This window comes from Micromonospora sp. PLK6-60 (genome assembly GCF_019890675.1).
Taxonomy (GTDB): Bacteria; Actinomycetota; Actinomycetes; order Mycobacteriales; family Micromonosporaceae; genus Micromonospora.
This window is the reverse complement of sequence record NZ_JAIOAA010000004.1, coordinates 226,240-245,351: the sequence shown is the minus strand read 5'-3', so window position 1 is coordinate 245,351 and position 19,112 is coordinate 226,240. Positions and strand designations below refer to the sequence as shown.

At 73.8% G+C, this 19,112-nt stretch carries 14 protein-coding genes and 1 pseudogene; 5 read left to right on the top strand and 10 right to left on the bottom strand.

Annotated features, from left to right (window positions below):
* The first annotated feature begins 139 nt into the window (after positions 1–139).
* Both K7640_RS10520 and fxsT read left to right on the top strand, forming a co-directional pair.
* Complete coding sequence (locus K7640_RS10520; RefSeq protein WP_222954569.1) at positions 140–1,429, top strand: TIR-like protein FxsC; 1,290 nt, start codon at positions 140–142, stop codon at positions 1,427–1,429.
* Positions 1,416–5,471: an FxSxx-COOH system tetratricopeptide repeat protein gene (gene fxsT, locus K7640_RS10515; RefSeq protein WP_222954568.1), complete on the top strand. Its 4,056-nt coding sequence runs from the start codon at positions 1,416–1,418 to the stop codon at positions 5,469–5,471. The genes K7640_RS10520 and fxsT overlap by 14 nt, the downstream gene beginning before the upstream one ends.
* Here the strand turns inward: fxsT and K7640_RS30570 are convergent.
* The 7 genes from K7640_RS30570 to K7640_RS10480 form a co-directional block, all read right to left on the bottom strand.
* Positions 5,440–7,713 carry an HEXXH motif-containing putative peptide modification protein gene (locus tag K7640_RS30570; protein ID WP_222954567.1) on the bottom strand — a complete coding sequence of 758 codons (2,274 nt, stop codon included), beginning with the start codon at positions 7,711–7,713 and terminating at the stop codon, positions 5,440–5,442. The two genes, fxsT and K7640_RS30570, sit on opposite strands and share 32 nt — an antisense overlap.
* Complete coding sequence (locus tag K7640_RS10505; RefSeq protein WP_308042501.1) at positions 7,710–8,912, bottom strand: FxsB family cyclophane-forming radical SAM/SPASM peptide maturase; 1,203 nt, start codon at positions 8,910–8,912, stop codon at positions 7,710–7,712. Before K7640_RS10505 ends, K7640_RS30570 begins: the two co-directional genes overlap by 4 nt.
* Positions 8,894–9,028 (bottom strand): FxSxx-COOH cyclophane-containing RiPP peptide, encoded by a 135-nt coding sequence (gene fxsA, locus K7640_RS10500; protein WP_308042500.1) that lies wholly within the window; start codon positions 9,026–9,028, stop codon positions 8,894–8,896. Before fxsA ends, K7640_RS10505 begins: the two co-directional genes overlap by 19 nt.
* Before the next feature lie 290 nt (positions 9,029–9,318).
* The gene (locus K7640_RS10495; RefSeq protein WP_222954565.1) at positions 9,319–9,969 is read right to left on the bottom strand and encodes a response regulator transcription factor; all 651 of its coding nucleotides are present in this window, start codon (positions 9,967–9,969) and stop codon (positions 9,319–9,321) included.
* Positions 9,966–11,291 carry a histidine kinase gene (locus tag K7640_RS10490; protein WP_222954564.1) on the bottom strand — a complete coding sequence of 442 codons (1,326 nt, stop codon included), beginning with the start codon at positions 11,289–11,291 and terminating at the stop codon, positions 9,966–9,968. The genes K7640_RS10495 and K7640_RS10490 overlap by 4 nt, the downstream gene beginning before the upstream one ends.
* A 56-nt stretch (positions 11,292–11,347) precedes the next feature.
* Positions 11,348–11,845, bottom strand: coding sequence for a hemerythrin domain-containing protein (locus tag K7640_RS30565; protein WP_222954563.1), 498 nt, complete (start codon positions 11,843–11,845; stop codon positions 11,348–11,350).
* A gap of 4 nt (positions 11,846–11,849) precedes the next feature.
* Positions 11,850–12,818, bottom strand: coding sequence for an aldo/keto reductase (locus K7640_RS10480; RefSeq protein ID WP_222954562.1), 969 nt, complete (start codon positions 12,816–12,818; stop codon positions 11,850–11,852).
* Positions 12,819–12,873: 55 nt separating this feature from the next.
* On the opposite strand from K7640_RS10480, the gene mgrA reads away from it, so the two are divergent.
* Positions 12,874–13,872, top strand: coding sequence for an L-glyceraldehyde 3-phosphate reductase (gene mgrA / locus K7640_RS10475; protein ID WP_222954561.1), 999 nt, complete (start codon positions 12,874–12,876; stop codon positions 13,870–13,872).
* Between the two features lie 36 nt (positions 13,873–13,908).
* Here mgrA and K7640_RS10470 read toward each other — a convergent pair whose 3' ends face one another.
* The 3 genes from K7640_RS10470 to K7640_RS10460 all read right to left on the bottom strand — a co-directional run bounded on the left by K7640_RS10470 (position 13,909) and on the right by K7640_RS10460 (position 16,984).
* Positions 13,909–15,222 (bottom strand): hypothetical protein, encoded by a 1,314-nt coding sequence (locus K7640_RS10470; RefSeq protein WP_222954560.1) that lies wholly within the window; start codon positions 15,220–15,222, stop codon positions 13,909–13,911.
* Between the two features lie 72 nt (positions 15,223–15,294).
* Positions 15,295–16,101, bottom strand: a complete 807-nt coding sequence (locus K7640_RS10465; protein ID WP_222954559.1) for an ABC transporter ATP-binding protein — start codon at positions 16,099–16,101, stop codon at positions 15,295–15,297.
* Positions 16,088–16,984, bottom strand: coding sequence for an ABC transporter permease (locus tag K7640_RS10460; protein WP_222954558.1), 897 nt, complete (start codon positions 16,982–16,984; stop codon positions 16,088–16,090). The genes K7640_RS10465 and K7640_RS10460 overlap by 14 nt, the downstream gene beginning before the upstream one ends.
* A gap of 195 nt (positions 16,985–17,179) precedes the next feature.
* On the opposite strand from K7640_RS10460, the pseudogene K7640_RS10455 reads away from it, so the two are divergent.
* Both K7640_RS10455 and galE read left to right on the top strand, forming a co-directional pair.
* A pseudogene (locus K7640_RS10455) lies at positions 17,180–17,761 on the top strand (TetR/AcrR family transcriptional regulator); the annotation flags it as partial.
* 210 nt (positions 17,762–17,971) lie between these two features.
* Positions 17,972–19,102, top strand: coding sequence for a UDP-glucose 4-epimerase GalE (gene galE, locus K7640_RS10450; protein WP_222954557.1), 1,131 nt, complete (start codon positions 17,972–17,974; stop codon positions 19,100–19,102).
* Positions 19,103–19,112 lie beyond the last annotated feature (10 nt).

Here is a 19,112-nt window from a genome sequence, read left to right as displayed (position 1 = left end):
ATCGGCGGGCTGTCGCACCCCGCTTCCGCCCCTATACTCGCGGTTAAGCTCCCGCCGCCAAGGCCACTGGCACTGGCCCGCCCGGCGACGGCCACGACCCGGCCACCCCCATGGCCAGAGTCCCAGGCGCGGAGGTGCGGTGCTGTACTTCTTCCTCAGCTATGCGAGGGGCGACGAGGACGCACTCGTCCAACGGTTCTACGAAGATCTCAGCGCAGAGGTACGGCTGATCGCCGGCCTGGCCCGCGACGAGCAGGTCGGGTTCGTCGACCGGACCATCCTGCTCGGCGAGCGGTGGCCGCAGCGGCTGGTCGAGGCGCTCGGCAGTTGCCGGTCCTTTCTGGCCCTGATGACCCCGCGATACTTCCAGAGCAAGGCGTGCGGCCAGGAGTGGCAACTGTTCGCCGAGCGCACCGCCCGGTTCGAGAACCAGCGCCGGGTGGACACCTCCCTGCTCAAGCCGTTGATGTGGATCCCCGCGCAGCCGGGCCGGATCCACCCGGTGGCCGAGCCGCTGCAATATTCCTCCGACAGCCTCGGCGAGCTCTACCAACGACTCGGCGTACGGCAGCTGATGCGGCTGCAACGGCACAGCGACGACTACCGCACCTTCCTGTTCGAACTGGCCAGCCAGATCGTGTCCAGCGTGGAGGCCCACCCACTGCCGGACCACCGCCGCCCGATCGACCTGGAGACGGTCACCAGCGCCTTCCACCAGGGCCCGACCACCGGCCCGCCCGGCCGGGTGACCACCGGCGGGACGGACAGCACCACCAGCCCGATGCTTGTCCATTTCATCGTGGCCGCCTCCGACCGCGACGAGATGCAGGGCGTGCGGCAGGACGTCACCGGCTACGGCGACGACCCGCTGCAGTGGGCGCCCTACCGCCCACCGATGCCCGAGCCGCTCGTCGACTACGCCCGGGAGATCGCCGCCGACCACAGCTACCGCTCCACCGTGGTGCACCTGGACCGGCTGCCCCGCAGCGCCGAGCTGGCCGCCCGGTACAACCAGATCCTGGTGCTGATCGTCGACGCCTGGCTGACCCGCCTGCCGCAGCGCCGGGAGGTCCTGGTGGCGCACGCCTCGGCGGCGCTGCGCGACCAGGGGGCCACCACCGCCGTGCTCATCCCCAGCAGCCGCGACGACCCGGAGACCCGCGAGCACTGGCAGTCGCTCTCCCGCGCCTGCCGGGAGATCTTCGACGAGCTGACCTCCGACGACGAGCTGTACCGGTCGAACATCATCACCCACCGCGCCTTCGAGGAGGAGCTTCCGGAGGTGCTGGAGGTGGCCCGCAACCGGGTGTTCCGGCGCGGGACGGTGCACCGGCCCCCCGACCCGTCGACGGACACCTCGCCACCACGTCTGGACGGGCCCTGGGGCGGCGACGAGCCCGGAACGGAGGAACGACGTGACGACCAGTGACCCGCTCGGCACGAGCACCGGCGGCAGCGAAGGCCGGATCATCACGTTCTACTCGTACAAGGGCGGGACCGGGCGCACCATGGCGCTGGCCAACGTGGCCTGGATCCTCGCCGCCAACGGCTACCGGGTGCTCGCCGTGGACTGGGACCTGGAATCACCCGGCCTGCACCGATATTTTCACCCGTTCCTGCTGGACAAGGACCTGCGCACCTCCCGCGGCGTGATCGACATGGCCCGGGACTTCGCCGACGCGGCCGTCCGCCCGTCCGCCGAGACGGAGGATCCGGACTGGATCGACGCCGCTTCCGACGTGCTGCGGCACGCCGTGTCGCTGGAGTGGCGCTTCCCCGCGCCGGAGCGGGACGTGACCGGCGGTGCCCGGCCGCTGCGGCCCGGCTACCTCGACCTGCTGCCGGCCGGCCGGCAGGACTCGTCGTACACGAAGGCGGTCAGCACCTTCGACTGGCAGGCGTTCTTCGAGCGGCTCGGCGGCAACACCTTCCTCGACGCGCTGGCCGCCAGCATGCGGGCCAACTACGACTTTGTGCTGATCGACAGCCGGACCGGGGTCAGCGACACGGCCGGCATCTGCACGGTCCGGCTGCCGGACGCGGTGGTCACCTCGTTCACCCTCAACGAGCAGAGCATCGACGGGGCGGCGGCGGTGGCCCGGTCGATCGTCCGGCAGCGCGGCGACCGGCCGGTGCGGATCCTGCCGGTGCCGATGCGGGTGGACAACGCCGAACAGCTCAAGCTGGAGGCCGGCCGGGACCAGGCACGCCGCCGGTTCACCCCGCTGCTGCCCCGCCTCTCGGCCGAGGAGTCCGACCGGTACTGGGGCGAGATCGAGGTCCCCTACCTGCCCTACTACGCGTACGAGGAGATCCTCGCCGCGTTCGGCGACCGCCCCCACCAGGAGGGCACGCTGCTGGCCGCGTACGAGCGGTTGACCCGCGCGATCACCGAGGGCGCGGTCGACGACCTGCCGCAGCTCGACGACCGGCTCCGCCGGCAGTGGCTGGCGAAGTTCGAGCGGCAGCGGCCCACCGGCGGCACCCCCGACGTCTTCGTCAGCTACGCCGCCCTCGACCGGGCCTGGGCCGAGTGGATCTGCGACGAGCTGCGTGCCGCCGGCCTGCGGGCCGTGATGCGGGAGGTGGACTTCCCGGCCGACCCGGCGCGCGGCGACCGGGCCGGCGTCGGGTTCTCCGACGCGGCCCGGCTGGTCGTGCTGCTGTCCCAGGAATACATGCAGTCGCCCAACGCGGCCGACCTCTGGACCCGGGCGACCAGCCACGACCCCGGCACCGCCAGCGGCTACCTGGTGCCGGTCCGGTTGGACAATTCGCGCGCCCCCGGGCTGTTCCTGGACCGCATCCCCGTCGACCTGGTGGGCCTCACCGAGCAGGAGGCCACCGCCCGGCTGCTGGAGGCGCTGGACCACCCGGCCCGGCCCGCGCCCGAGCAGGACGACGGCCAGCGGCGCCGCCGCTTCCCCGGCAACGAGCCGCCGGTGTGGCGGGTGCCGCTGCCGCGCAACGTGCAGTTCGTCGGGCGCGGCCCGCTGCTGGAGGAGATGCGGGACTGGCTCTCCTCCGCCGAGGCGGAGCACGCGCCGCTGGCGCTGCACGGCCTCGGCGGCGTCGGCAAGAGCCAGATCGCCCTCGAGTACGCCTACCGGTTCCGCGCCGAGTACGACGTGGTCTGGTGGATCTCCGCCCAGCAGCCGAGCGTGCTGCGGCTCGCCCTGGGCGACCTGGCCGACCGGATCGCCGCCGAGACCGACACCACGCTCGGCGGCAACGTCAGCGACCGCGTGCTGTGGGTCCTCGACGCGCTGCGCCGCGGCCGACCGTACCGGCGCTGGCTGCTCATCCTGGACAACGCCGACGAGCCCACCGAGCTGCACGACCTGCTGCCGCAGGGCCCCGGGCACGTGCTGGTCACCACCCGCAACCACTCCTGGTCCGGGCAGGCCCGGACGCTGGAGGTGGGCGCGTTCGACCGCACCGAGAGCGTGGCCCTGCTCCGCCGGCGCGCCCACCACCTGCCCATCGGCGACGCCGAGCGGATCGCCACCCGGCTGGGCGACCTGCCGCTGGCCATCGAGCAGGCCGGCGCGTGGCTGGCCACCACCGGCGAGTCCCCCGACCAGTACCTCACCCGGGTCCGCCGCTACCTGCCGGACATGCTCGCCAGCGAACTGCCGGCCGACTACCGGCAGACCGGCGCCGAGCCCTGGCTGGTCTCGCTGGACAGCCTGCGCGAGCGCAACCCGGCGGCGGCGAAACTGCTGGAGGTCTGCGCCTTCTTCGCCGCCGAACCGATCCCGATGAGCCTGATCACCGGCCACACGTTCATCACCGTGCTACTGCCCTACGACCCCTCGCTGCGCGACCCGCTGCTGATGGGACGAGCCCTGCGCGACGTCGGCCGGTACGCGCTGGCCCGCATCGACAGCGTCCGGGGCGGCGGGCGCTGGCGCGGGCCGGAACGCGCCGACGACGCCGGGCAGACCAGCCTGCGGATGCACCCGCTGGTGCAGGAGCTGATCCGCGAGTCGCTCTCCGACGAGGAGAAGGACGCCAACCGCCGGCACGTGCACGCCATCCTGGCCGCCGCCAACCCCAACGACCCCGACCACCCCGACTACTGGCAGGTCTACGCCGACCTCTGGCCCCACGTGCTGCCGTCCAAGACCCTCACCTCTGAGCAGCCGGAGGTGCGCCAACTGCTGCTGGACGTGGCCCGCTACATGTGGAGCCGGGTCGACTTCGCCGCCTGCGCCGAGCTGGCCGAGCGGGCGATCACGCTGTGGCAGGCGCGGTACGGCCCGGACGATCCGCAGACGCTGCTGATGCGGTTCCACCTGGCCAACGCCCTGCGGCTGGAGGCCCGCTACCAGGCCGCGTACGACATCGACCGGGACGTGCACGACCGGCTGCGCCGCACCCTGGGCGAGGACCACGAATACACCGTGATCGTGGCCGGCAGCCTCGCCGCCGACCTGCGCGCCCTGGGCTCCTTCGAACGCGCCCGGGACCTGGACACCCGCACCGAGGAACTGGCCCGCGAGGTGTTCGACGAATACCATCCGCGGGCCCTGATCGCGGCGCACAACCTGGCCATCTCACTGCGGCTGGTCGGCGACCTGCGGGGCGCGCTGCGCCTCGACGAGCGCACCCTGGCCCGCCGCCGGGAGCGGCTCGGCCCGATGCACCCGTACACCCTCTTCTCCTACGGCCAGTACGGCCGTGACCTGCGGGACACCGGCGACCTGTTCGAGTCCCGCCGGGTGCTAGAAACCGCGGTGGAGGCGCACCGGCAGGTGCTGGGCGAGGAGGACGGCGAGACGCTGCGGGTGTTGAAGAACTACGCGGTGACCCTGCGCAAGCTCGGCGAACTGCAACAGGCGCACGAGCTGAGCTCGAACGTGCTGGTGCGATCCCGCCGCCGGCACGGGCCGGACCACCCCGACGTGCAGGCCAGCGCGATGAACCTGGCCTGCGACGAGTCGGCCATCGGGGACGACGCGGGCGCGCTGCGCCGTGCCCGGCCGGTGCACCAGTGGTACCGGCAGCACATGGGCGAGGACCACCTGTTCACCCTCGCCTACGCCAACAACCTGGCCATCTTCCTGCGCAAGGCGGGCCAGACGGAGGCGGCCTTCGCGCTCTCCGACGACGTGGTCGCCCGGTTCACCGAGCGGATCGGCGCGGACCACCCGTACACGCTGGCGGCCAACATCAACCTGGCCAACTGCTGGTTCGACCGGGGCGAGTTCGCCGCCGCCCTGGCCAGCGACCAGGAGACGTACGACCGGGCCGGCCGCATCCTCGGGGCGTCGCACCCGGACACCCTGGCGGTGGCGAACAACCTCGCCACCAGCCTCAGCGTCACCGGGGACCACCGCGGCGCCCGTACGCTGCGCGACGAGGTCATGCCGGCGTTCCGCCGGGTGCTGGGCGACGAGCACCCGAACACCATCGCCCTGGTCGAGGCGAACCGGCTCAACTGCGATCTGGAGCCGCCACCGACGTGACGGGCGCCGGCCCGGCCGGGTCCGGACCGCCCACCGAGCCCGGGCCGCCCGCCGGGTCGGGCCGAGACGCCAGGTCGGGCCGGGACGCCGGGTCGGGCCGGGACGCCGGGTCGGGCCGAGACGCCGGGTCGGGCCGAGACGCCGGGTCGGCCGGGTTCGGCTGGTGCGGCGGCGCCGGGACGGGCGTCGGCTCGTCCGTCGCCGGCACGCAGCGCACCGGGGCCAGCCAGCGGGCCAGAGCGAGCGGGTCCGCCGCCGCGCCGGTCGCGGCCACCGCGCACAGCACCGCCCGGCACAGCTCCGGATCGACGCGCACCGCCGCCTCGGCGGGCGGCAACCGCTGGTCGGCCAGCGCCAGTCCCACCCAGGCCGCCAACCGATCCGGGTCGCGCCCCAGCTCCCGCTGATACCAGGCCCGGGCGGCCAGGTTGTCCCCGGCGGCCAGCGCCAGATCACCCGCCGACGCCTGGGGCAGCGCGTCAGCGAGGCGCTCGCTGCCGCCGCGCAGCCGGTCGAACCGCTCCGGGTCGGCCAGCCGTAGCCGGACCAGGTCCAGCCGGGGGCTGCGGCTCAACCACCGGCCGTCGGCCGGGCGTACCTCGACCCGGACGGTGACCGCCGGGCAGGGCCGGCCCGCCCGCCACGCCCGGGCCAGCCGTCGCACCGCCACCGGGTCGGGGCGGCGGTTGCGCAGCCGCCACACCGTCCAGTGGTCCTCGGCGGCCTCCCGGGCCAGCACGACCGCCGCCCCGGGCACCGGCTCGTCCCGCCAGCCGTCGATGACGGCGCGCACGCCGCCGACGAACCGGCGGCCGGCCGGGGTCAGCCGGCCGGACGACTCGATGTCCGCGCAGGTCCGCGCCACCCGGTCCCGCCACCGGGCGAACTCCACCTCGGCCAGCCGGGCCCCGCCGTCCGCGAGCACCGTCCGCCGGGTCCGCCAGAACTCGGTGACCGCGACGAAGGCGTACACCCCCTGGAGGGCGGCGCCCAGCGGGCGGGGGTCGTCGCGCCAGGGCGCGTAGTAGTAGCGCCGGTCGTCGGGGGCGTACAGCGGCTCGACGTCGATGGTGGCGCCGAGCTTGGCGTGCTGGAACTCGTGCAGCAGGCCCAGCGCCAGGGCCGGCCCGTCCGCCGGCAGGGTCATCGACACCGCCCCGAAGGCGTCCATGCTGGTGACGTTCACCCCGGCGCTGGCCGAGTCGGACCGCAACGGCACCACCACCCGCAGCCCCTCGGCGAGGGCCGCCGCGTGCCCACGGTGGTGCCGCACCAGGATCGGCCAGGCATCGTCGAGCAGCCGCTGCCAGCGCCGCACCGCCGCCGGGTCGAGCCGGTCGGTCGCGCAGAGCCGGTGGCAGTCCCGGTACGGGTCGAGGTCGTCGAGGCAGAGCCGCACGGTCAGGCCGTCGGCGGTGCTGGCCAGCCGGTGCAGCCCCGACCAGCCCTCCGCCTCGACGCCCGCCCCCGGCGGCTCGTCGGCCGGCGGACGGCCGGTCTCGGCAGCCGCGAAAAGCCCGCCGAGGGCGGCGGCGGGCGGCACCTCGACCGGCCCCACCCGGACCCGGCCGCCCGCCCGGGACACCGGCACCGGCCCGGCACCGCCCACCCGGGCCCGGCCGAGCGACGGCAGGAAGACGGTGCCGTCCACCGACGGCACGGTCAGCTCGAAGTCCAGGCCGGCCCGGATCGCCGCCGCGGCCGCCAGCCCGGCGAGATAGCCCAGGTCGGGCCCCGCCGGCCGGACCGGCTCGGCCGGCACGCCGTCCAGGCCCGCCGTGGTCCGGCCGGACGGCACCCCGGGTTCGCCGCCGCCGGCGCCCGCGAGGCCATCAGCACCCGCCACAGGGCCGGCGCCGACCACACCGCTGACACCCGCCACAGGGCCGGCGCCCGCGTCACCTGCCACACCGTCGGTGCCCGCTTCACCCGCCACACCGCTGGCGTCCGCGACGCGGGCGGTGTCGTGCCGCAGCCGGTGCAGGGTCACCGCCAGCCAGGCCCCGGTGTGCGGCAGGGCCAGCACCGCCGGCCCCACTGCCGGCTCGTGCCGCACCGCGGCGGCGAGCAGCGCGAACCACCCGCCGGCCGGCCCCGGACCAGCCAGGTCCAGCACCGCCCGCAACTGGAGCATCCGCTTGCTGAGCTGGCCGGCCCGCAGGGTACGGACGATCTCCGCGTCCGCCGGGCCGGCGGCCAGCGCGTCCAACTCGGCCGGCCGCAGCCGGTGGTAGCCGGTCACCCGTCCCGCCCCCGCAGGCCCACCAGGTCGGCCCGCAGCCGGCCCGCCACGTGGTCGATGAGCAGCCGCAGGTCGTGGCAGTAGACGGACGGGTTGGTGAAGCTGCCCGCCCGGTACCGGTGCGGGTAGTTGCCGCCCCCGCAGACCCGGTGCACCGGGCAGGCCCGGCAGCCGGCGGCCAGCGCCGACACCCCGGCCTGCCGGGCGGCCACCGCCGGGTGCCGCAACACCTCGTCGAAGGAGTGCGCGAACACCGTCAGGTCGGTGTCGACCGCGCCCGGATAGCTGGACCGCAGGGTGTCCACCTGCTCGTACCCGCCGTCGGTGTTGACCACGACCGCGGCCACCGGGCTCAACCCCAGCGACTCGGTCCGGCTGGCCCCACCGAGCAGCAGGTTGATCAGTTCCTCGAAGAGCCGGACCCGGGTACGCCGCACCGGCGCGTCGTACCAGGCGTCGAAGACGCGGGCCAGCCACCGCCCGTAGCCGGTGTCGTCGCCGTCCGGCCGGGCCGGCGGGCTCTCCCAGTTGGCGTGCGGCAGGAGGAAGTCCACCACCGGCGGCCGGTACGCCAGCAGCGCCGCGTAGGTGTCCAGCGGGTCGGCGGCGAGGTCGACCACGCAGAGGATCCCGGCGTACGCCTCCGGCCGGTCGGCCAGCCGGCGCAGCGCCGCGTCGACCTGGTCGAAGCTGCCGCGTCCCGAGGCGTACCGGCGGTGCCGGTCGTTGGCCGTCCGGTCGCCGTCCAGGCTCACCCCGATCCGCACCCCTGCACCGACCAGCGCGGACAGCGCGGGCTCGTCCAGGCGGGTGCCGTTGGTCTGCACCGTGATCCGGGCCGTGGCGGGCCGGACCGCCGCCCGCAGCCGGTCGGCCATCCGAGCCAGCGCCGGGGCGCCGACCAGCAACGGCTCGCCGCCGTGCAGCACCACCCGCGCGGCGTCCAGCCCGTGGGTACGGACGTGCTCGCCGATCCGCCAACAGGTGCGCGCGAACACCTCGGGCGACATCCGGGGCGGGTCGGTGCGGGCGCTGCGGTCGGCCAGCTCGTACATGTAGCAGTAGTCACAGGCCAGGTTGCACCGACTGTGGACCTTGAGGATGAATTCGGAGAAGGGCACCGGCCGCGCCGGGGCCGGCCGATCCGCCACCGCTGCGCCGCGCCCGTCGCCCGGCACGGTCACATCGCCGAGTTCCACCCGGCGACCGCGTCGCGCGGGCGGTCGACCTCCTCCAGGATCCGGCGCAGCGACCAGGCGAACGCCGACTGGTCCAGCTCCGGCAGATCGGCCAGGCTCACGTCGCTGAGGTCCACGAGGACACCCTGGGAGCCGTCTTCGGTGCTATCCATAGTGATCCGTCCACCCGCGAAAGGGACTCGCGCCCGAAAATGGGCGATGACTTTGTGCGGGAGCCGCCGGACCAGAGCCCGTCCCCAACCGCCGAACCCGCCGACGAACCGGGTCATCCTAGCGGCATCACGCGGATCACGCGGGGGATCGGGCGGGTCATCCGGTTCAACGCCCCAGTGTTGCCGCGGACATTGTCGTCGGCCGTCCGGCCACCCGAAATCCAGCGTCCGGACGGGATGCCCCGGCCACCGGGTCAGCCGGTGGGGACGACGAACCCCGACTCGTACGCGGCGATGACCGCCTGGGTCCGGTCGCGCACGCCCAGCTTGGCCAGCACGTTGCCGACGTGGGTCTTCACCGTCTCCACCCCGACCACCAGCTCGGCGGCGATCTCCGGATTGGACAGCCCGGTGGTCATCAACCGCAGCACCTCGGCCTCCCGCTCGGTGAGCCGGGCCGACCGCAGCCGGTCCCCGCCCCGCCCGCCGTACACCCCGACGAGCTGCCGGATGGCCGCCGGGAACAGCAGCGACTCGCCGGCCGCCACCACCCGGATCGCCTCCACCACCTCGTCCGGGCGGGCCCGCTTCAGCAGGAACCCGCTCGCCCCGGCGCGCAGCGCCTCGTAGACGTACTCGTCGTTGGCGAACGTGGTGATGACCAGCACCTTCGGTGGGTCGGCGGAGGCGGCGAGCAGCCGGCGGGTGGCCTGGATGCCGTCGATCGCCGGCATCCGGACGTCCATCAGCACCACCCGGGGCCGCAGCTTCGCCACCAGCGGCGGCACCTCCGCGCCGTCGGCGGCCTCGCCCACCACCCGCAGGTCGGGTTGGGCGGCCACGATCGCCCGCAGCCCGACCCGGATCAGCGCGTCGTCGTCGACGATCAGCACGTCGGTGCTCACCGCGGCTCCCCCCGGGGCACCGGCAGGCCGACCCGCACCCGCCACCGCCCACCGTCGGGCCCGGCGGTCATCCGGCCGCCGAGCAACAACACCCGCTCCCGCATGCCGTCCAGCCCACGCCCGCCACCACCCCGGCCACCACCGACCGCCAGCTCGTTCTCCAGCTCGATCTCCAGCCGCCGGTCGTCGCCGGACGCGCCGCCACCGTCCCACCCACGACCGCCGCCGGACGCGCCGCCACCGTCCGCCGGGGTGGGCCCGGCGGTAACGCCCACCCGCAGGCGCACCGGCCCCCGCCCGTGCCGGGCCGCGTTGGTCAGCCCCTCCTGGACGATCCGGTAGCCCTCGCGGGACACCGCCGGGGGCAGCCCGGCCAGGTCGCCGCCGATCCGGGCGCGGACCGGCAGCCCGGTCGCCCGGGTGTCGTCGACCAGCCGGGCGAGCTGGGCGAGCGTGCGCTGCGGGACCTTCTCCGCCACCGGCGGGTCGCCCCGCTCGGTCTGCCGGAGCAGGCCGAGGACGTGGTCCAGGTCGTCCATCGCCTGCCGGCTGGTCTCCTCGATCGCCGTCAGCGCCCGGCGGGTGAACTCCGGGTCGTCGTCGAGCAGTTGCCGGGCCGCGCCGGCCTGGAGCGTGGCCACGGTCAGCGCGTGGCCGACCGAGTCGTGCAGCTCGCGGGCCAACCGGTTGCGCTCGGCCAGCCGGGCCGCGCGGGCCTCCAGCGCGGCGATGCGCTCCGCCGGCGAGGGGCCGAGCAGCACCGGCGCCATCGACGCGGCGAGCGCGCCCAGGCCGGCGACCGCGTAGCCGAGGCCGACCAGCAGGACTACTCCGACGAGGGTCTGCCACGCCGGGTGGCGGCCGGCGAGCGGCCCGAGGGCCTGCCCGGCCCCGGTGTCGAGGCCGAACTGCTGGGCGATGAAGACCACCGCCATCGGGAAGGCGCTGATCGCGGCGAACAGCACCAGGCCACCGCTGACCAGGTGCAGGGCGATCCAGAGCGCGGCCCGGATCCGGGTCTCCCGGTCCAGCCGGTAGCCGTCCGCGCGGTCCGGCAGGTCCACCTCGAGCAGCGACCGGGCGGCGGCGATCTCCAGCGACCGGCTGCCGTCCAGGAACACCGGCACGGCGGCGATCACCGCCGCCACCAGCGACAGGACGACCGCGGTCGGCAGCGGCACCACCGCCCTGCCGAACATCTGCGCGAAGGTCGCCGCGAGCAGCGCGTACGGCAGCGCGAGCACCCCACCCAGCAGCAGGAACACGCCCCGCCGCCAGGTGCTCCCGCGCACCAGCGGGCCCAGCACCCTCCGGACCGTCACCGCCTCATTCTGCCGCCGCCGACCACCGGCCCGACTCCCCCACCTCGGGGAGATCCTCAGCGGTGGTCGCGTACGTATCCCTGCGGGTCCTTGTCGGCGAAGCGCAGGTTGCGGCCGGACTTGTGCTCGCCGTAGAAGGTCAGCCAGCGGGCCCCCAGCTCGGCGCGCAGCTCCACGCTGGCGTGCCGCCGGAAGTCGGGCAGCGCCTCGTCCTCCTCCTCGGCCAGGTGCTCGCTGTTCTCCCGGCGGGCCCGCCAGACCGCCGCCCACCACTGTTCCGAGCCGACCGGGTGCCGCTTCGCCTCGGCGATCGCGTCCCGGATCTTGTTGTGGTCGCCGATGGCGTCGGCGGTCTCGTCCGCGCCGTCGTCGCCGTGCCGCACCAGGTGCGGATAGAGGATGGCCTCCTCGGCCTCGGCGTGGATGTCCAGGTGCAGCGCGAGGGCCTCCCACACGGCCAGCAGCTCGGCGTCGTCCCGGGCGTCGTCGAGCCGGGCGAAGCCGCGCCGGAAGGCGGCGTGGTCGTCGAGGATCAGCGCGGTGATGTCGTCCATCGGCTCACTTCCGGAGGCGGGCACGGATCAGCTTGGGCGCCGCCGCCAGCCCGGTGACCGGACGGAACCGGCCGGCGGCGTCGACAAGCGCGGCGTACTGGTCGTCGGTGAGGTCGATCTCGGCGGCGGCGGCGTTGCGTTCCACCTGCTCCACGCTGGACGCGCCGGGGATGGCGACCACGTTCGGGTGCCGGATCAGGTACGCCAGGGCGATCTGGCTGGGGGTGGCGTCGTGCGCGTCGGCCACCTGCCGCACGGTGTCGATCAGCGCGGCGCCACGCGCCAGGTTTTCCGGCAGGAAGTACGGGTTGGCCCGGCGCACCGCCCCGCTCGGCGGGTGCGTCGCGTCGTACCGGCCGGAGAGGAAGCCCTGCGCCAGCGGGCTGTACGCGATGACGATCCGGCCGGTGCGCTCGGCGTACGGGATCAGGTCGTCCTCGGGGCCGCGGTCGACCAGGCTGTAGCGGACCTGGTTGGACAGCACCCGCCGGCCCAGGGCGGCCTCGGCGAACTCCCAGCGGCGCAGGCTGTAGTTGCTCACCCCGACCTCGTCGACCAGGCCGACGTCCTGCAACGCGCGCATGCCGCGCATGGTGGTGGTGTCGGCGACCACCGGGTTGGGCTGGTGCACCTGGTAGAGGTCGAGGCGGCGGACCCCGAGCCGGGCGGCGGAGGCGACCGCCCGTTGCTGCACCACCGGGGCGACCGGCAGCACGGGGAAGATCTTGCTGGCCACCACCACCTTGTCCCGGTCGTCGCCGAGGGCCGCGCCGAGGATCCGCTCGCTGCGCCCGAAGCCGTACAGCTCGGCGGTGTCGAACAGGGTGATCCCCAGGTCGAGCGCGCGCCGGACGATGTCGGCGGCCCGGTGCTCGTAGTCGGGCCCGTAGCCCCACTCCTTCGAACCGAACTGCCAGGTGCCGAGGCCGATCTTGGAAACGGGCTTGGGGGTGTCGATCGGGACGAAGCGCATGGTCTCGAAGCTACCCAAGCCGGCCGGGCTCCGGCGGGGATTAGGGTCTTGACTCGTGACCTACCTCGCCAGCGACGACCGTTACGAATCGATGACCTACCGGCGCAGCGGCCGGAGCGGGCTGCGGCTGCCCGCCATCTCGCTGGGCCTGTGGCACAACTTCGGCCCGGACCGCCCGTTCGAGCGGCAGCGGGACATCGTCCGGCGCGCCTTCGACCTCGGGATCACCCACTTCGACCTGGCCAACAACTACGGCCCGCCGCCGGGCTCGGCGGAGGAGAACTTCGGTCGGCTGCTCGCCACCGACCTGCGCCCGTACCGGGACGAGCTGGTGATCTCCAGCAAGGCCGGGTACCTGATGTGGCCCGGCCCGTACGGCGAGTGGGGTTCCCGCAAGTACCTGATCTCGTCGCTGGACCAGTCGCTGCGCCGCCTCGGGCTCGACTACGTCGACGTCTTCTACTCGCACCGGTTCGACCCGGACACCCCGCTGGAGGAGACGATGGGCGCGCTCGACGCGATCGTCCGCTCCGGCAGGGCGCTCTACGTCGGCATCTCGAACTACGACTCGGAGCAGACCGCCCGGGCCGCCGCGATCCTGCGCGAGCTGGGCACGCCGCTGCTGATCAACCAGCCGTCGTACTCGATGTTCAACCGCTGGACCGAGGACGACGGCCTGCTCGACACCCTCGCCGAGGTCGGCGCGGGGTGCATCGCGTACAGCCCGTTGGCGCAGGGCCTGCTCACCGACCGCTACCTGGGCGGCATCCCGGCGGACTCGCGGGTGCGCACCAGCGTGTTCCTCAACGAGAGCGACCTGAGCGAGGAGCGGCTGGCGACCATCCGGGCGCTGGCGGCGGTCGCCGAGCGGCGCGGGCAGTCGCTGGCCCAGCTGGCGCTGGCCTGGGCGCTGCGGGACGAGCGGATGACCAGCCTGATCATCGGGGCGAGCAGCGTGGCCCAGCTGGAGACGAACGTGGCCGCGCTGGACCGGCTCGACTTCACCGCCGAGGAGCTGGCCGAGATCGACGGGCTGCTGGCCGGCGCGCGCTGACGGCGCGCCGGCTCACCGCCGGGCCGCCGCGCCGGTTCACCGCCGGGCCGCCGCGCCGGCCGAGCCGGGCGGTAGCTGCGCGTGCAGGGCCTGCACGAACAGCGACCGCCCGCCGCCGCTCCAGTCGCAGAGCGCGCCCGCCGGCGCGGGGCCGCGACAGCCGGAGGAACTCTCCACGGCGGTGCCCTCGCCCCACTCGTTGTAGGTGGTGACGAGCTGCCACCGGGCCCCGGAGGCGTTCATCCGGGTGATGCCGGCCGTCCACCGGACCAGGTCGCGGGAGAGGAAGGGCGCCCGGGTGTACGGCAGCCCGGCCTTCCAGAAGCCCGGGGAGATCGTGTACGAGCCGGCGCCGGGCGCCCGGCTGAAGTCCGCCTCGGGCCGCGCCGGGCCGTACTGGTGCCAGCCGTCCACGGCCGGGGTGCCGGGGCAGCCGGCATAGCCGGGGAACACCTTGAGGCTCAGGTAGATCGTCTCGCCGTACCGCTGGCGCAGCAGCGAGCGGGCCCGGTTCCAGCGGTCCACCGTGCCGCAGCCCTGGGCGGTGGTGAGATCACCGGCGTTGTAGACGAAGACGACCATGCCGCGGCCGGGCAGCACCGCCAGCGCGGACCGGTCACCGCCGTAGCTGGCCCGCAGGTAGTGCAGGTCGGTGGCGATCCGGTCGGGGCTCGGGTCGGACCTGCCCTCGGCCTCGTAGTAGGGGGCCCAGGCGAACCCGGTGTCCTGCGCGCCGCGGACGATGGCCGGCCAGTGCCGGTCGGTGTCGGTACCGGTCCCGAACCAGGAGGCGATGCCGAGGGTGATCCCGCCGTAGCGCATGTCGGCCACCTGCTGCCGGACCACCGTCTCGTCCACGCTGTACAGGCCGCGGGTGGGCCGGTAGTTGGTGTACGGGTCGAGGCCCTGCTGGTTCCACGCCTGCGGGAACCACGGGTAGTAGAAGGCGGCCCGGATCACCGGGGCGGCGGTCACCGTCAGCAGCAGGGTCGCCTCGCGCCGGACCGCCGCGCCGGCCGCCACGACGGTGAGCCGGTACGTGCCGGCCCGCGCCGAGATGGACGTTCGGACGCTGAGCACGGCCGACGAGCCGCTGGTGACCGTCCCGGGCGTGAAGACGGCGAAGACCCCGGCGGGCAGGTTGGTGATCGCGAGGCCGACCTGCTGGGCGGGACCGCTGGTGGTGGCCGTGATAACCCGGGCCGAGACCGGGTGCCCCGCCACGGTGGCCGCGGCGCCCGGCGCGACGCTTACCGAGAAGTCGCCGACGGGCACCGCGGAGCGGGCCACGGCGGGCGCGGGCGCGGCGGCCAGGCTCAGCCCGGCCAGCAGAACGAGACGTAGATACATGAGCGCCCCCGGTCACCGATATCGGATCGATCCGACAATCGGCAAACGCGGGGGCGGCCCGTCAGGCAACTCTCACTTGCGGTTCATGTACTGCTGATATTCCTTGATCACGTCGCGGGTGGGGCCGTCCGCCCGGATCACCCCGGACTCCAGCCACACCGACCGCTCGCAGGTGTCGATGATCGACTGGTTGTTGTGGCTGACCAGGAAGACGGTCCCCGCCTCGGCGCGCAGCTCGCGCACCCGCTCCTCGCTGCGCTTGCGGAACCGGGCGTCGCCGGTGGCCAGCGCCTCGTCGATGAGCAGCACGTCGTGCTTCTTCGCGGCGGCGATGGCGAACCGCAGCCGCGCCGCCATGCCGGACGAGTAGGTCCGCATCGGCAGCGAGGCGAAGTCGCCACGCTCGTTGATCCCGGAGAACTCGATGATCGCCGGGGCGGCCCGGCGGGCGTCGGCCTTGCTCATCCCCATCGCGAGGCAGCCCAGCTCGACGTTGCGCGCACCGGACAGGTCGTTCATCAGCGCGGCGTTGACGCCCAGCAGGGACGGCTGGCCGGCGGTGTAGAGCCCGCCCTTCTCGATCGGCAGCAGCCCGGCGATGGCCCGCAGGATGGTGGACTTGCCGGAGCCGTTGCTGCCGATCAGGCCGACCGCCTCGCCCTTGTAGGCGGTGAAGCTGACGCCCTTGATGGCGTGCACCTCGCGCAGCCCGGGGGTGCGCTTGCCGGTGAGCATCCGGCTCAGCGCGGCCACCGGGGAGCCGCTGCCCGGCGTGCCGGGGCCCTGCACCCGGTAGACGACGTGCACGTCGTCCACGATCACGGTGGGGACGCGCTGACCGGCCTCGACCGGGCGCTCCGCGACCTCAGCCACGCCCATACTCCTGCTCCCCTCGCCAGAAATAGACATAACCGCCGATGCCCACCACCAGGGACCAGAAGGCCGCCAGCAGCCACAGGTGCGGCACCGAGGACGACAGCGGCACGTTCTCCAGCATCGCGTGCCGGATCAGCTCGATGTAGACCAGCATCGGGTTGGCCTCGACGGCCACCGCCGCCCACTTGGGCAGGTGCTGAGCGAAAAGCGCCGAGCTGTAGAACACGCCGGAGGCGTACATCCAGGTGCGCATCACGAACGGGATGATCTGCTTGAGGTCGGTGACCTTGCTGCCCAGCCGGGCCAGCCCCATCGCCAGGCCGGCGTTGAAGACCATCTGCAGCGCCAGCGCCGGGATGATCAGCAGCCATTCGAGGGTCAGCGGCTCGCCGGTGATCAGCACGATGCCGGTCAGCACCACCATCGACGCGCCGATGTTCTGCAGCTCGATCAGCGAGATCGCGATCGGCAGGCAGGCGCGCGGGAAGTGCAACGCCCGGATCAGCCCCATGTTCCCGGTGATCGAGACCACGCCGGCCTGGGCCACCGTCTGGGTGAACAGGAAGATGAACAGGCCGGTGCAGAGGTAGGCGATAAAGTTCGGGATCGAGTGCCTGGTCGCCAGCACCACGCCGAAGATCAGGTAGTAGACCGCCGCGTTGGTGAGCGGGGTCAGCACCTGCCAGAGCCGGCCCAGCCGGGTGAGGCTGAACGAGGCGGAGACCCGGGCGTTCGCGTACGCCGTGATGAAGTGCCGGTAGGCCCAGAGCTGCCGGGCGTAGGACACGAGGCTCGGCCTCGTGCCGGCGAACCCGAGGCCGTGCCGGGCGGCCAGTTCGGCCGGGGACAGGCCCGCGTCCGGATCGGCGAACGCCGTGTCGGGCATGGAGATGTGCTCCGATCTCTCGGTCCTTCTGGAAGGAGCATCCGTCACTCAGCGTATAGCGGTCATCCCGTCGGAACGGCACCGTCTCAACGCTGCGCCGAATGTAGTCCACGGTACGTCGAGACGCAACGGTAACGTCGTTGCGCTACATTGGGTCGCGTGACCCAGAACAAGCGCGCTCCGGCCGGCGCCGCCGTGCTCCGGGGAGACATCACCTCGGCCCTCCGCGCCGCCGTCATGCAGGAGCTCGCCGAGGTCGGCTACGGGCGCCTGTCCATCGAGCGGGTGGCCCGCCGGGCCGGCGTCGGCAAGACCGCGGTCTATCGCCGGTGGGACTCGAAGCTCGCCATGGTCCTGGACATCGTGTCCGAGCTGGCGGTCCACAAGATGCCGCTGCCGGACACCGGCTCGCTCCACGACGACCTGGAGATCCTGCTACAGATCGTGAACCAGGTGCTGCAACACCGGCTGGCCGCCCAGGTCGTCCCCGACCTGCTCGCCGAGGCCGCCCGCAACCCGCAGATCGCCGAGACGCTGCAGACCGCGCTGCGCGCCAACCAGCGCAACGTGGCCGATCTGATCCTCGGCCGGGCGATCCAACGCGGCGAGCTCTCCCCCGGGATCGACACCGACGCGGCGGTCGACCTGATCATCGGGCCGCTGTACTGGCGGCTGGCCATCTCCCGCACCCGGCTCCCCGCCGGCTACCTGCCCCGGCTCGCCGCCGTCACCACGGCCGCGCTGCGCTCCGAGCTGATGTCCCCGCCGGCCGCGAAACCGGCCGCCCCGAAGCCGCCGGCCGCGAAACCGGCGGCCCCGAAACCGGCCGCTGCGAAGCCGGCGGCCCCGAAGCCGGCGGCCCCGAAGCCGGCGGCCCCAAAACCGGTCGTCGCGCCCGCCACCCCGGCCGAGGACGCCCCCGTCACCGCCTGACCTCGCACCCGACCACCCCGCATCCGGACACCGACGCCCAGGAGGCACCGACCCATGCTCGCCCCTACCGAGAACACGCCTGCCCGGCCCGGGGCGAAGGTCCTGATCGTCGGCGGCGCCGGCTTCATCGGCAGCACCGTGGCCACCGCCTGCCTGGAGGACGGCATCACCCCGGTGATCCTGGACAACCTGAGCACCGGCCGGGAGGAGTTCACCCGGGACCGGATCTTCTACCCGGGCGACATGGCGGACGCGGCCCTGCTCGACAAGATCTTCGCCGAGCACCCCGACATCCAGGCCGTGGTGCACTGCGCCGCGCTGATCGTGGTGCCCGAGTCGGTGGCCCACCCGCTGCGCTACTACCGGGAAAACGTGGCCAAGTCGCTCGACCTGGTCGACGGCCTGCTCCGCAACGGCTGCACCCGACTGCTGTTCAGCTCCTCCGCTGCCATCTACCGCCCGGGTGACGACTTCACCGTCGACGAGAACTCCCCGATCGAGGCGCTCAGCCCGTACGCGCGGAGCAAGGCGATCCTGGAGCAGATGCTCGCCGACTGCGCTCGGGCGTACCCGCTGCGGGTGCTGTCGCTGCGCTACTTCAACCCGATCGGCGCCGACCCGCAGCTGCGGACCGGGCTGCAGATCGCCGAGCCGACCCACGTGCTGGGCCGGCTCATCGCCGCCGCCCAGGGCGAGACGTTCCAGCTCACCGGCACCGACTGGCCCACCCGGGACGGCTCCGGCATCCGCGACTACGTGCACGTCTGGGATCTGGCCCGGGCGCACGTGCTGGCCCTGCGCCGGTTCGACGCGGTCCTGCCGGCCGGCGGCGACCCGTACACCGTGATCAACCTGGGCACCGGGGACGGCACCACCGTGCGCGAGCTGGTCCGCGCCTTCGAGGAGGTCGTCGGCCGGCCGGTCGACGTCCGGGAGACCGCCCGCCGCCCGGGCGACTCCGCCGGCACGTACACCCGCAGCACCCGGGCCCGTGAGCTGCTCGGTTGGACCCCGACGCACTCCGTCGCCGACGGCATCCGGGACTCGCTGCGCTGGGCCGAACGGCGCGAGGAGGTGCTCGGTCCGCAGCCCGCCCAACCGGCCCCGGGCGGCCGTCCGGGCACCCCGGACCGGTCGTCGGCGGCGGGCCCTGTCGCCGCCGGGAGGGGCCCCTCAGCGTGCTAGCTTCTTCCGG